Below are 12,620 nucleotides of genomic sequence, written 5' to 3'. Positions count from 1 at the left end.
TTGGCACGGAAGATCGGCAGCCGGTACACCGCCCACCAGATCCTCGGCCGGGGCAGCGCCGGAACGGTGTGGCTGGGCGAGGGCCCCGACGGGCCCGTCGCCATCAAGCTGCTGCGTGAGGACCTCGCGTCCGACGAGGAGCTCGTGGGCCGCTTCGTGCAGGAGCGCACGGCGCTGCTCGGCCTGGAGCACCCGAACGTGGTGTCGGTGCGGGACCTCGTCGTCGACGGCAACGATCTCGCGCTGGTCATGGACCTCGTGCGCGGCACGGACCTGCGGACGCGGCTGGAGCGCGAGCGGCGCCTCGCGCCGGCGGCGGCCGTGTCGATCGTGGCGGACGTCGCCGAGGGGCTCGCCGCCGCGCACGCGGCGGGGGTCGTCCACCGGGACGTCAAGCCGGAGAACGTGCTGCTCGACATGCAGGGCCCGCTCGGCCCCGGCGGCTCGCACCGGGCCCTGCTGACGGACTTCGGGATCGCGAAGCTGATCGACACCCCGAAGCGGACCCGCGCCACGAAGATCATCGGTACGCCGGACTATCTCGCCCCCGAGATCGTGGAGGGACTGCCGCCGCGGGCGGCGGTGGACATCTACGCGCTCGCGACGGTCCTGTACGAGCTGCTGGCGGGCTTCACGCCGTTCGGCGGCGGGCATCCGGGGGCGGTGCTGCGGCGCCATGTCACCGAGACGGTGGTGCCGCTGCCCGGCATCCCGGAGGAGCTGTGGCAGCTGCTCGTCCAGTGCCTGGCCAAGGCCCCGGCGTCCCGCCTGCGCGCCTCCGAGCTGGCGGTACGGCTGCGGGAGCAGCTGCCGATACTGGCCGGCCTGCCGCCGCTGGACGTCGACGAGCCGGACGCGGACGCGGAGGGCGACGAGGAGACCGAGGACGGCGACGGTACGGCGGAGCCGGAAGGGGCCGCCGTCCGGACTCGCCGCGGGGCCGTCCCCCTGGTCCGGGGCGCGGCGCCGGACTCGAACCGGGACACGCATACGTCGATGAGGGTGCCGGGCCCCGACGAACTGGCCGGCGGCGCCCTGGGCACGGCCCGCGCGCCCCGTGCCGCGGGCGCCCCCCGCCCCGGTTCCGCCCGCAACCGCGCGACGGCGGTACGGCGGCGCCGGGTGACGTTGGGTGTGGTGGGGGTGCTGGTCGCTGCCGCGGTGGGTGTCGGGGCGTGGGCGGCCGTCTCCGACGACGACGGCACCTCGTCGCCGGACACGAAGAACTCGGCGCCGGTGACGCCGTGACCTCATCCGCCCCCGGCCGGCGCGCCGCCGTGACCTGGGCTGCCCCCGGCCCGTGCGCCGCTGTGACCGCCCCGGGACGGAGCCCCGGACCCCGCCCGGGGCTCCGCCCCTGAACCCCAGGGCGTTTCCCACCCACCCACCCGACTCTCTTGCACAAGAGCCACCCCCACGGGGCTCCGCCCCGGACCCCGGCGGGGCTCCGTCCCGCTCCCCGGTGCGGGTCTGCCCGGTACCCGGTGGGGCTCCGTCCCGGGCCCCGGTGTGGCGGCCCGGCCCATGCCAGGGGCTTTGCCCCGACCCGGGCAGCGATCTGCCCCGGTCCCGGCGCGGTGTCCCGCCCCAGCCGGGGGCTCCGCCCCGGACCCTTCTACCCCCCGGCCCCTTCGCCCCGCACCCGTAAGGCGCTCTGACCGGCGGTGACGGTCGTCCCTCGTGGGCCGGGGTGGTCGACCGGCGTAGGTCGGACGGTGGAGCCGTTACGCTGGAGGCGTGGCAGTCGTCGATGTATCCGAAGAGCTGAAGTCCCTCTCCTCGACCATGGAGTCGATCGAGGCCGTCCTGGACCTCGACAAGCTGAGGGCAGACATCGCCGTGCTCGAGGAGCAGGCGGCCGCGCCGTCCCTGTGGGACAACCCGGACGAGGCGCAGAAGATCACCAGCAAGCTCTCCCACCTCCAGGCCGAGGTGCGGAAGGCCGAGGCCCTGCGCTCGCGGATCGACGATCTCGCCGTGCTCTTCGAGATGGCCGAGGAGGAGGACGACCCGGACACCCGCGCCGAGGCCGAGTCCGAGCTCGTGTCCGTCAAGAAGTCGCTGGACGAGATGGAGGTCCGCACGCTGCTCAGCGGCGAGTACGACTCCCGCGAGGCGCTCGTCAACATCCGCGCCGAGGCGGGCGGCGTCGACGCCGCCGACTTCGCGGAGAAGCTGCAGCGGATGTACCTGCGGTGGGCGGAGCAGAAGGGCTACAAGACCGAGCTCATCGAGACGTCGTACGCCGAAGAGGCCGGCATCAAGTCGACCACCTTCGCGGTGCACGTCCCGTACGCCTACGGCACCCTCTCCGTCGAGCAGGGCACGCACCGCCTCGTGCGCATCTCGCCCTTCGACAACCAGGGCCGCCGCCAGACCTCCTTCGCGGGTGTCGAGGTGCTCCCCGTCGTCGAGCAGTCCGACCACGTCGACATCGACGAGTCCGAGCTGCGCATCGACGTGTACCGGTCCTCCGGCCCCGGCGGCCAGGGCGTCAACACCACCGACTCCGCGGTGCGCATCACGCACCTGCCGACCGGCATCGTGGTCTCCTGCCAGAACGAGCGCTCGCAGATCCAGAACAAGGCCACCGCGATGAACGTCCTCCAGGCCAAGCTGCTCGAGCGGCGCCGTCAGGAGGAGCAGGCCAAGATGGACGCCCTCAAGGGCGACGGCGGAAACTCCTGGGGCAACCAGATGCGTTCGTACGTCCTGCACCCGTACCAGATGGTGAAGGACCTGCGGACCGAGCACGAGGTCGGCAACCCCGAGGCCGTCTTCAACGGCGAGATCGACGGCTTCCTCGAGGCCGGAATTCGCTGGCGCAAGCAGCAGGAGAAGTAAGTTTATCGACAAAGACAACCGCCCCTCGCGTAGGGGCGGTTGTCGTTTGTCCAGCTTTTACAGCACGCTCACACTCGCCAACTCACTGCAAAGATCCCCTTATTCGGACATCGCGCCCGCAACGGCCTTGACGTTGCTTTGAAAAATGGGAAGGGTTGGGCGCGGCATGCGTATTTCTGGGGCGCATGTGAACCGGGGGAACGTGAGCAAACGTGCTGCCTCCTCCGTCGATCACCGTCCCGAGCGCCGCCTCACTGACGATCAGCTACTGGGGGTAGCAACCACATGACCAAGAAGACGCGGATCCGCGTCGCGCGGATAGCCGCCGGCGCCGTGATCGCGGCCGGTGCGTCCCTGACGGCGGCGGGCGCCGCCTCCGCACTCGAACTCAACATCGGCGTCAACGTCGCAGGCACCGGCTCGGACGGCGGGTCGACGGACGGTGGCACCACCGACGGCGGCGTCATCGGCGGCGTCATCGGCGGCGGCGATGGTGGCACGACCGATGGCGGCACCACCGATGGTGGCACCACGGACGGTGGCACCACGGACGGTGGCACGACCGACGGTGGCACCACCGATGGTGGCACCACGGACGGTGGGACCACGGACGGTGGCACGACCGACGGTGGTGCGACGGACGGCGGCACGACCGACGGTGGCACGACCGATGGCGGCACCACCGATGGCGGCACGACCGACGGTGGCACGACCGACGGCGGTGGCTCCTCCAACGGCGGCGCCAACAGCGGTGGCTCCTCCGACGGCGGCTCCGGCAACTCCGGTGGGTCCGGCAGCGGCGGTGGCAGCGCTTCCGGCGGCTCCACCACCGGCGGCGGCTCCACCACCGGCGGCGGCTCCACCACCACCGGCGGTTCCACCACCGGCGGTTCCACGGGCGGTGGCTCCACCACCGGCGGTTCCACGGGCGGTGGCTCCACCACCGGCGGCTCCACCACCGGTGGCGACCACACCGACCCCAACGGTGGCAGCTCCACCCAGGAAGAGGGCTCCTCGGCCCTGACCGACACCGGTGAGGCCACCTCCTCCACCGGCGGTTCCGCCGCCTCCGCCCAGGGCAAGGGCGGCCAGCTCGCCGAGACCGGTGCCGGTCAGACCGCGTTCCTGGTCATCGGCGCCGCCACGATGATCGCCGGCGGTATCGGCTTCCGCGTCCTGCCGCGTCTCGCCGCGGGCCGCGGCGCTGCCGCAGCCTGTCGGTAGCGGCACCGGCACCGGCGGTAACGCAGCCGGCCGTACACGCACGACGAAGGGCCCGGAGCATCCAGCTCCGGGCCCTCAGTCGTCGTCCTGGCGTTCGGTGACCGCCTGCTACACGGTCTGGTGCGCCAGCAGCGCCACCGCCGCGATCAGCGCGGCCAGCAGTGCGATCAGCGCCACGGGGTTGAGCCCGGCGAAGAAGTTCTCCTGCTGCAGCCGCTGGCGGTTCGCACGGCACACGGGGCACCGGCCCTCGCTCACGGGCGCCGCGCAGCTCGCGCACACCAGCCGGTCGTACGTCATGCGCTCGCCCTCCTTGAACCGGTTTCTGTCCCGTACAACGCATACGGAAACGCGAACGTTCCCCTACCACTGTGCCAGGTTCCCGCGGAGGGTGCGCCGGGGACGCCGCGTTGCAATGTTCCGCACAAAAACGGACAAGCCGCGCTCAAGCGTTACCGGTGACTGCGCCGCCACACTCGCTTCGCGTATGGTCACGCTCATCTACCCCCGGCGACCCGTGGTGCATCCGTGATCCGATTCGACAACGTCTCCAAGGTCTACCCCAAGCAGACCCGCCCCGCCCTCAGGGATGTCTCCCTGGAGGTCGAGAAGGGCGAGTTCGTGTTCCTCGTGGGGTCCTCCGGCTCCGGAAAGTCCACCTTCCTGCGGCTGATCCTCCGCGAGGAGCGGTGCAGCCACGGACAGGTGCACGTCCTCGGCAAGGACCTCGCGCGCCTCTCCAACTGGAAGGTGCCGCAGATGCGCCGCCAGCTGGGGACCGTCTTCCAGGACTTCCGCCTGCTGCCGAACAAGACGGTCGCCGAGAACGTCGCCTTCGCGCAGGAGGTCATCGGCAAGTCCCGTGGCGAGATCCGCAAGTCCGTGCCGCAGGTACTGGAACTGGTCGGCCTCGGCGGCAAGGAGGACCGCATGCCGGGCGAGCTGTCCGGTGGTGAGCAGCAGCGCGTCGCCATCGCGCGGGCGTTCGTCAACCGGCCCAAGCTGCTGATCGCCGACGAGCCCACCGGCAACCTCGACCCGCAGACCTCCGTCGGCATCATGAAGCTGCTCGACCGGATCAACCGGACCGGCACGACCGTCGTGATGGCGACGCACGACCAGAACATCGTGGACCAGATGCGCAAGCGCGTCATCGAGCTGGAGAAGGGACGCCTCGTCCGAGACCAGGCCCGCGGCGTCTACGGCTACCAGCACTGACCGACGCGTACGAGACCGCATCCAAGCCACGGAAAGGCATAACCAGCCGCCATGCGCGCCCAGTTCGTCCTGTCGGAGATCCGTGTGGGTCTCCGCCGCAACCTGACGATGACCCTCGCGGTCATCGTCTCCGTCGCCCTCTCGCTCGCCCTGTTCGGCGCCTCGCTCCTGATGAGCGACCAGGTGAGCCAGATGAAGGGCTTCTGGTACGACAAGGTCAACGTCTCGATCTTCCTCTGCAACAAGAGCGACGCCGAGTCCGACCCCAACTGTGCCAAGGGCGCGGTGACCGCGGACCAGAAGAAGCAGATCCTCGACGACCTGAAGAAGATGTCGGTCGTCGACAAGGTCGTGTACGAGTCGCAGGACGACGCCTACAAGCACTACAAGGAGCAGTTCGGAAACTCCCCGCTGGCCAGCTCCCTGACGCCGGACCAGATGCAGGAGTCGTACCGGATCAAGCTGAAGGACCCGGAGAAGTACCAGGTCATCGCGACCGCCTTCAACGGGCGTGACGGCGTGCAGTCGGTGCAGGACCAGAAGGGCATCCTGGACAACCTGTTCACGCTGCTCGGCTATCTCAACCTCGGCGCGCGCGGCGTGATGCTGGTGATGCTCTCGGTGGCGCTGCTGCTGATCGTCAACACCGTCCGCGTCTCGGCGTTCAGCCGCCGGCGGGAGACCGGGATCATGCGGCTGGTCGGCGCGTCCGGCCTCTACATCCAGGCGCCGTTCATCATGGAGGCGGCCGTCGCCGGGGTGATCGGCGGCACCGTCGCCTGTACGTTCCTGGTCCTCGGCCAGTACTTCGTCATCGATCACGGAGTGGCGCTGGCGCAGAAGCTGCCGCTCATCAACTTCGTCGGCTGGGACGCGGTCTTGACCAAGCTGCCGCTCATCCTCGCCGCGAGCTTCCTGATGCCCGCGTTGGCCGCGTTCTTCGCGCTGCGCAAGTATCTGAAGGTGTGACGCACGCCAAGAGGGTCGCGGGGGCAAGAGCCCCTGCGGCCCTTCGTCGTTGTCCTAGACTCACCGCCATGTCAGGTCGTGACCTGTTCTGTCAGCCCCGCCGCATCGGCCGCGGGGCCACCCTGGCATTGGTGTTCGCGAGCGTGCTCGCCGCCGGCGCCGCGACCGGGTCGCTGCCCGGCACCGACCGCGTGACCACGGCGGACAGGGTCCGCACGGCCGGTGATCCCGGCGGGCGCCACGAGGAGGTCGCCCGGGCCGCCGCCGAGGCGATGGCCGACGGCAAGTCCCCGACGGAGGCCGCCGAACGGGCCGTCAGCCGCAGCGGTGACCGCTGGGGCGCCGTCTACTCCCAGGGCGAGTACGAGGAGTTCCAGGAGGCCCTCGACGGCCGCTACACCGGCGTCGGCCTGTGGGCGCGGCGCGAGCGGGGCGGCCGTATCGAGGTGACGAAGGTCAGCGCCGGGTCGCCGGCGGCAGAGGCCGGCATCCGCGCGGGCGACCGGCTGCGCAGCATCGACGGGCACGCGGTCGACGGCCGCCCCGTCACCGACGTCGTCTCGTTGCTGCGCGGCGACGCCACCGACGCCGGAGCCGGTACGCCGGTCCGGCTCGGCCTGGAGCGCGGCACGCGTGCGTGGACGCTCACCCTGCGCCGCGCCCGGCTGTCGACGAACTCGGTGACGGTCCACACGCTCCCCGGCGGCATCACCGTGATCAGGATCGCCTCCTTCACCAAGGGCGTCGGCGACAAGGTCCGCGCCGCGGTACGGCGGGCGCCGGCCGACGCCGGGATCGTGCTCGACCTGCGCGGCAACTCCGGCGGCCTGGTCACCGAGGCCGTGGACACCGCGTCCGTCTTCCTCGACGGCGGCTTGGTCGCCACCTACGACGTGGACGGCGCCCCGCGCGTCCTGCACGCCACGCCCGGCGGCGACACGGCCAGGCCCCTGGTCACGGTCGTCGACGGCGGGACGATGAGCGCGGCCGAGCTGCTCACCGGCGCCCTGAAGGACCGCGGCCGCGCCGTCGTCGTCGGGTCGCGCACCTTCGGCAAGGGCTCGGTGCAGATGCCGAGCCGGCTGCCGGACGGCTCCGTGGCCGAGCTGACCGTCGGGCACTACCGCACGCCCTCGGGCCGCGGCGTCGACGGCGCCGGCATCACGCCGGACCTGGAGGCCGACGGCGAGGCGCTGAAGCGGGCCCGGACGGTGCTCAGCGGGCTGGGCGACACCACGTAGATCGTGCGGGCCGGGTTAATCCACTTCCCGCGCACCCCCGGTGTGGTGCGAAAATGGTGGGCACTATGGCTAAGGAAAAAGGGCGCAAGCTGATCGCGCAGAACAAGAAGGCGCGGCACGACTACCTCATCATCGACACCTACGAGGCCGGTCTGGTCCTCACCGGGACCGAGGTGAAGTCACTGCGCCAGGGGCGGGCGTCGCTGGTCGACGGCTTCGTGCAGCTGGACCAGCACGAGGCGTGGCTGCACAACGTGCACGTCCCGGAGTACAGCCAGGGCACCTGGACCAACCACAGCGCCCGCCGCAAGCGCAAGCTGCTGCTGCACCGCGAGGAGATCGCCAAGCTGGAGTCGAAGTCCCAGGAGACGGGTCACACGATCGTGCCCCTCGCCCTGTACTTCAAGGACGGCCGGGCCAAGATCGAGATCGCGCTGGCGAAGGGCAAGAAGGAGTACGACAAGCGGCAGACGCTGCGCGAGAAGCAGGACCGCCGCGAGACCGAGCGCGCGATCTCGGCGGTACGGCGCAAGGAGCGGGCGTAGGGCCTGTCCGGCGGGTCGGCCCTGGCCGGGGAATACGCTGGCATCCACCGGCGTTGGTCACGTACGATGGCAGGTAGCACCGGACGTGATGCCCGGTGTGCTCATTGAAAAATCAACATGGGGATGATCGGTTTCGACAGCGGCTGTCGAAGCAGGGGAAGCGTGTCGAGGAAGCGGCCATGATCTCGTAAACCACAGGCCGAAAAAAATAATCGCCAACACCAAGCGCGATTCCTTCGCCCTCGCTGCCTAAGTAGCGACTTGCGAAGTGTCAGCCCGGGGCTGTTCCCGACCCGGATCCTGGCATCAGCTAGGGAACTAAACCTTGATCCCGGTCACGGGGTGAAGAGGGAAATCAAACAGTGACTGAGCCCGTCGGAGACTTGTCCGCGTGATCTCCGGGGCCGAGAAAAGCACAGCGGACTGCACACGGAGAAGCCCTGATTCCGCACCGTTGGACGCGGGTTCGATTCCCGCCATCTCCACGAGGTCCCTCCGGGGATCACCCCATGTGGGCGAAGGCCCCGTCGCTTCGAGCGGCGGGGCCTTCGTCATGTGTACATGTACCTGTGCAGACCTGTACGGGTACGGAAGGGGTCGAGCATCGTGACCGCATACACACTGCGCCCGATCGGGCGCGTCGAGTCCCGGCTCACGGACCGGGCCGCGGCGCCCCGCCAGCCCGACGAGGGAGCGCCCGACGCCTGGCTCGTCGTCGACGAGCGGTACGCCGCCGCGCTCGACGGTCTCACCGAGGGCGCCGACGTCGTGCTGCTGACCTGGCTCGACCGCGCCGACCGCGACACGCTCATGGTGCGGCCGCGTGACGACGCCGCCCGGCCGCTCACCGGTGTCTTCGCCACCCGCTCGCCGGACCGCCCCAACCCGATCGGCCTGCACACCGTCCGCGTCCTCACCGTGTCCGGCACGCGCATCCATGTGCGCAACCTGGAGGCCATCGACGGCACCCCCATCCTGGACATCAAACCCGTCCTGACGCCGGAGCGGTGACGGACGCCGGTCTGTGACACGCCTGTGACCGGAGCAGTGGCTTCCGCCACAGCCACCCGGCCGGGGCCCTGATGGGGTGACCGGATGCGGACCACCCACCTCGCCGCCCCGGCCGCCCTCGCCGCCGCCCTGCTGCTCTCGTCGTGCGGCACCCGGACGGCGGACGGTTCGGCCGGCGCACCCCCCTGCCCCTCGCCCTCACCGGCGACCGGCGCGGCAGAGGAGAAGGACGGGGTGCGGATCACCGCGCTCACGGCCTCCGGCCGAGGCGGTGCCTGCGGTCGCACCGGTTCCACGGTCGCGTACGAGGTCACCAACCGCACCGGTGCCGAGATGACGTACACGGTCACGCTCAGCTTCCTTGCGGGCTCCGCCGGCGCGCTCGCCGACGTGACACAGACGGTGGAGCGGGTGGCCCCGGGTGCGACGGTCCGCCGTACGGCCGGGCCGCCGTACGGGACGGGCGATGTGACGGGCGCGAAGGTCCTGAAGGTGCGCAGCGTCCCCTCCGCCGAGGCGCCCTCGCAGAGCGGCCCGTGTCCGCCCTCCGGGGTGCGGGTGTACGCCGACCGGGGCGACGCGGCGATGGGCCTGAGGGTCGTGGGGCTGCACCTGGAGAACTGCGGCACCGGCACCTACCACCTCGACGGCTACCCCCTGCTCCAGCTCCTCGACGAGGACCACAAGCCGGTGGACACGGTCCGCGTCCTGCACGGCGGCGACGAGATCGCCTCCGGCACCGGCGCGGACGGAGCCCCGGCGCCGCTCGCCCTGACCCCCGGACAGCGGGCGGCGGCCGTCATGACCTGGCGCAACACCACCGGCTTCGGCGAGGCGGTGAACGCCCCGTACGTCCGTGTACGGGCGAAGCCGGGCGCCGAGCCGATCACGGTGACCCCGGAACTCGACCTGGGCACGACGGGCAAGCTGGGCGTGGGGCCGTGGAAGCGGGATCCGGGCGCCTAGTGCTGTGACCGGAAAGGTCCACCGGCTCGCGACGCCCGGCACGGCACCTCGCCGCGTTGTCGCATCACCCGAGTACATCCAGTACGCGGGCGATGCTCCGCCTTGCGATGCACCGCACCGGACGCCGCGAGCTTTCCGGTCACAGCACTAGCGAGACGCCCCCCGGGCCCGGCGTCCGCCGTCAGCCGCCGATCTCAGCGGGCTTCACGACCACCCAGCCCCGGTCGGCGTCCACCGGTACGCCGGCTGCCTTCTGCTGGTCGGTGCGCCCGGCCTTCTCTGTCTCCAGCGCGTCGGTGTACTTCTGCTTGCGGTTGACCCACAGCCGCAGGCCCCCGGAGCGCACATCGGTGTCGAAGAGCATGAACCAGTCCGACGGGGAGTCCCCGGCCACGAGGGCGGGCCGCCGGTAGGGGTCGATGTACTCCTTGATGCCGGCGAGCTTGCCCACGTACCACGTGGCCGGCGTCCACAGGTACGGCGTCACGACCATGCCGGCGTGCCGGCTCGCCGGGTACTCCGCGTCCAGGAAGTGCCCCTGCTCGATCTGCTTGCGGGCGGTGGTCAGTTCACCCGTCGCGGGGTCGCGCAGCAGCGTCGTGACGCCGATGACGTTCTGCGGCTCGACACCGAGGCCGTAGCGGGGGTCGGACACGACCATGCGCACCAGCTCCTCGTGCGCGGCGGTCATGACGTACGGCGTGATCCCGTGCTCCCGCAGCGCGTTGAGGAGTTCGCGCTGGCCGGGGTAGATCCGCGGCGCGTCGACGGTGTCGTGCACGAGGGTGTCGCCGTCGTAGTACGTGACCGGGATGGGGTCGGTGCGGGCGAAGAGTTCGTCGACGAAGGTCTTGAGCTGCCGCAGGCTGAAACCGGCGAACACCTGCGCGATCCAGGGGTAGCCGACCTTGTCGTCGATCTCGCAGAGCCGCACGTAGTACGAGTACAGGCTCTCGCCGTCCCGGAACGGAATGAGCCGCAGTGACGGGTCGATCGACTCCGGGCTCAGCGCGCCCTTCATCTCCAGGTAGGGGAGCAGAGCCTCTTCGAGGTCGTGGCGCCAGATGGTGTTGTCGGCGTCGAACACGGCGTACGCGTCGCGCCCGGCGTGCTCGGCGATGAGCCGCTCGAGCCGGCGCGCCTGCTCCGCGGGCCAGTGCGTCAGCCGCGCCCGTCCTCCGCCTCGGTGGCCGGGCGCGGGCCCGTCCGATGCCCGCGCCGGAACCGGAACGGCCGTCACCGCACCCACGACCGATACGGCACTGAGCAGACGACGCCGGGTGACGGCCATGTCGGCCCCTCTCTTCGGGTCTTCGGGTTTCGTATCGCGCAATACCTTGCCCTATGGGCAACGAAGGGAATCGTTGCCGGAGGGTCCCTGTCAAGACGTACGACACACCCACACGACGGCCGCCCGATTGTGGTGGCCCGCCCCATGTCGGCCCGGCGGCCCGGCTCTTACCGTCCCTGCCCATGACTGTGACCAGAGCCGCACACCGTATCGCCGCCCTCCTGGCGACCTTGCTGGTCGCCCTGGGCCTCACCTCCCTCACCCCCGGCCGGGCCGCCGCCGCGCCGGGCCTTCAGGAAGTCACCGGCTTCGGCTCCAACCCCGGCAACCTGCGCATGTTCCGCTACGACCCCGACGGACTCCCCGCCGGGCGGCCCGTCGTCGTCGCGCTGCACGGATGCACCCAGGACGCCGCCGGCTACGGCACCGGCAGCGGGTGGCTCCAACTGGCCGACCGGTACCGCTTCTCCGTCGTGCTGCCGCAGCAGCAGAGCGGCAACAACCCCTCAAGCTGCTTCGACTGGTTCCAGACCGGCGACATCCAGCGCGGTCAGGGCGAGGCCGCGTCCATCGCCCAGATGGTCGACCGGCAACTCGCCGACACCGGGGGAGACCCGGCGCGGGTGTACGTCACCGGGCTGTCCGCCGGCGGTGGCATGACCGCCGTGATGATGGCGGCCTACCCCGAGAAGTTCGCCGGTGGCGGTGTGGTCGCGGGGCTGCCGTACGGGTGCGCGCAGGCCGCCGGTTCGCCGTATGTCTGCATGTACGTCGGCGCCACGCAGACCCCGCGCCAGTGGGGCGACCGGGTGCGTGCCGCCCGGCCCGGGTACGGCGGGCCGTGGCCCACGCTCACCGTCTTCCAGGGCACCGCCGACTACACCGTCAAGCCCGTCAACATGGCCGACCTGGTCGAGCAGTGGACCGATGTGCAGGGCGCCGACCAGGCCGCCGACGTCTCCGACACCGTCGCCGGATATCCGCACCGGGTGTACCGGGACGGCGCCGGACGGGCCGTCGTCGAGACCTACAGCATCACCGGCATGGGACACGGCCAGCCCGTCGACCCCGCCACCGGCTGCGGGAGCGCCGGCGCGTATCTGCTCGACGTCAAGCTGTGCGCCGGTTACCGCCTCGCGCTCACCTGGGGGCTGACGGCCGGCTGAGCACGTGGAGCGAGAGCGACAGCTCTCTCCGGCCGGACCCCGGCCACTAGGCCCTGTCGTTTGGATCACCCCGCGACGCCGGGGGGGGGGAAAAAACCACCGCGGGCGAACCCACCCCCCCGGCCCCCCCCCCCCCCCCCCCCCC

At 71.0% G+C, this 12,620-nt stretch carries 12 protein-coding genes and 1 other RNA gene; 11 read left to right on the top strand and 2 right to left on the bottom strand.

Annotation, left to right across the window (positions count from 1 at the left end):
- The 3 genes from AB0J12_RS35070 (at position 1) to AB0J12_RS35060 (ending at position 4,068) form a co-directional block, all read left to right on the top strand.
- On the top strand, positions 1-1,248 hold the full coding sequence (locus AB0J12_RS35070) for a serine/threonine-protein kinase (protein WP_363268713.1): 1,248 nt from the start codon (positions 1-3) through the stop codon (positions 1,246-1,248).
- A 489-nt stretch (positions 1,249-1,737) separates the two neighbouring features.
- Positions 1,738-2,844, top strand: coding sequence for a peptide chain release factor 2 (prfB, locus tag AB0J12_RS35065; RefSeq protein WP_363268711.1), 1,107 nt, complete (start codon positions 1,738-1,740; stop codon positions 2,842-2,844).
- Between the two features lie 285 nt (positions 2,845-3,129).
- Positions 3,130-4,068, top strand: coding sequence for a hypothetical protein (locus AB0J12_RS35060; RefSeq protein WP_363268710.1), 939 nt, complete (start codon positions 3,130-3,132; stop codon positions 4,066-4,068).
- A gap of 108 nt (positions 4,069-4,176) precedes the next feature.
- Here the strand turns inward: AB0J12_RS35060 and AB0J12_RS35055 are convergent, their stop codons facing one another.
- A complete protein-coding gene (locus tag AB0J12_RS35055; protein WP_363268709.1) occupies positions 4,177-4,368 on the bottom strand; it encodes a hypothetical protein in 192 nt (63 codons plus the stop codon).
- A gap of 228 nt (positions 4,369-4,596) precedes the next feature.
- On the opposite strand from AB0J12_RS35055, the gene ftsE reads away from it, so the two are divergent.
- From ftsE to AB0J12_RS35020, 7 genes are all read left to right on the top strand, one after another.
- Complete coding sequence (ftsE, locus tag AB0J12_RS35050) at positions 4,597-5,286, top strand: cell division ATP-binding protein FtsE (RefSeq protein WP_361622374.1); 690 nt, start codon at positions 4,597-4,599, stop codon at positions 5,284-5,286.
- A gap of 51 nt (positions 5,287-5,337) precedes the next feature.
- On the top strand, positions 5,338-6,255 hold the full coding sequence (gene ftsX / locus AB0J12_RS35045) for a permease-like cell division protein FtsX (protein WP_363268708.1): 918 nt from the start codon (positions 5,338-5,340) through the stop codon (positions 6,253-6,255).
- Between the two features lie 68 nt (positions 6,256-6,323).
- Positions 6,324-7,496, top strand: coding sequence for a S41 family peptidase (locus tag AB0J12_RS35040; RefSeq protein WP_363268707.1), 1,173 nt, complete (start codon positions 6,324-6,326; stop codon positions 7,494-7,496).
- A 65-nt stretch (positions 7,497-7,561) separates the two neighbouring features.
- The gene (gene smpB, locus AB0J12_RS35035; RefSeq protein WP_363268706.1) at positions 7,562-8,041 is read left to right on the top strand and encodes an SsrA-binding protein SmpB; all 480 of its coding nucleotides are present in this window, start codon (positions 7,562-7,564) and stop codon (positions 8,039-8,041) included.
- A 119-nt stretch (positions 8,042-8,160) separates the two neighbouring features.
- Positions 8,161-8,529, top strand: a transfer-messenger RNA (tmRNA) gene (gene ssrA, locus AB0J12_RS35030).
- 118 nt (positions 8,530-8,647) lie between these two features.
- Complete coding sequence (tsaA, locus tag AB0J12_RS35025; protein ID WP_363268705.1) at positions 8,648-9,052, top strand: tRNA (N6-threonylcarbamoyladenosine(37)-N6)-methyltransferase TrmO; 405 nt, start codon at positions 8,648-8,650, stop codon at positions 9,050-9,052.
- An 84-nt stretch (positions 9,053-9,136) separates the two neighbouring features.
- The gene (locus tag AB0J12_RS35020; protein WP_363268704.1) at positions 9,137-10,018 is read left to right on the top strand and encodes a DUF4232 domain-containing protein; all 882 of its coding nucleotides are present in this window, start codon (positions 9,137-9,139) and stop codon (positions 10,016-10,018) included.
- Between the two features lie 181 nt (positions 10,019-10,199).
- Here AB0J12_RS35020 and AB0J12_RS35015 read toward each other — a convergent pair whose 3' ends face one another.
- Positions 10,200-11,309: a haloacid dehalogenase-like hydrolase gene (locus AB0J12_RS35015; RefSeq protein WP_363268702.1), complete on the bottom strand. Its 1,110-nt coding sequence runs from the start codon at positions 11,307-11,309 to the stop codon at positions 10,200-10,202.
- A 182-nt stretch (positions 11,310-11,491) separates the two neighbouring features.
- Here AB0J12_RS35015 and AB0J12_RS35010 point away from each other — a divergent pair, with 182 nt between their 5' ends.
- Positions 11,492-12,475 carry a PHB depolymerase family esterase gene (locus AB0J12_RS35010; RefSeq protein ID WP_363268700.1) on the top strand — a complete coding sequence of 328 codons (984 nt, stop codon included), beginning with the start codon at positions 11,492-11,494 and terminating at the stop codon, positions 12,473-12,475.
- Positions 12,476-12,620 lie beyond the last annotated feature (145 nt).

Source organism: Streptomyces sp. NPDC049915 (genome assembly GCF_040656475.1).
In the GTDB taxonomy this organism is placed as follows: domain Bacteria; phylum Actinomycetota; class Actinomycetes; order Streptomycetales; family Streptomycetaceae; genus Streptomyces.
The sequence above is the reverse complement of the archived record's forward strand: the minus strand, read 5'-3'. Positions and strand labels throughout refer to the sequence as shown.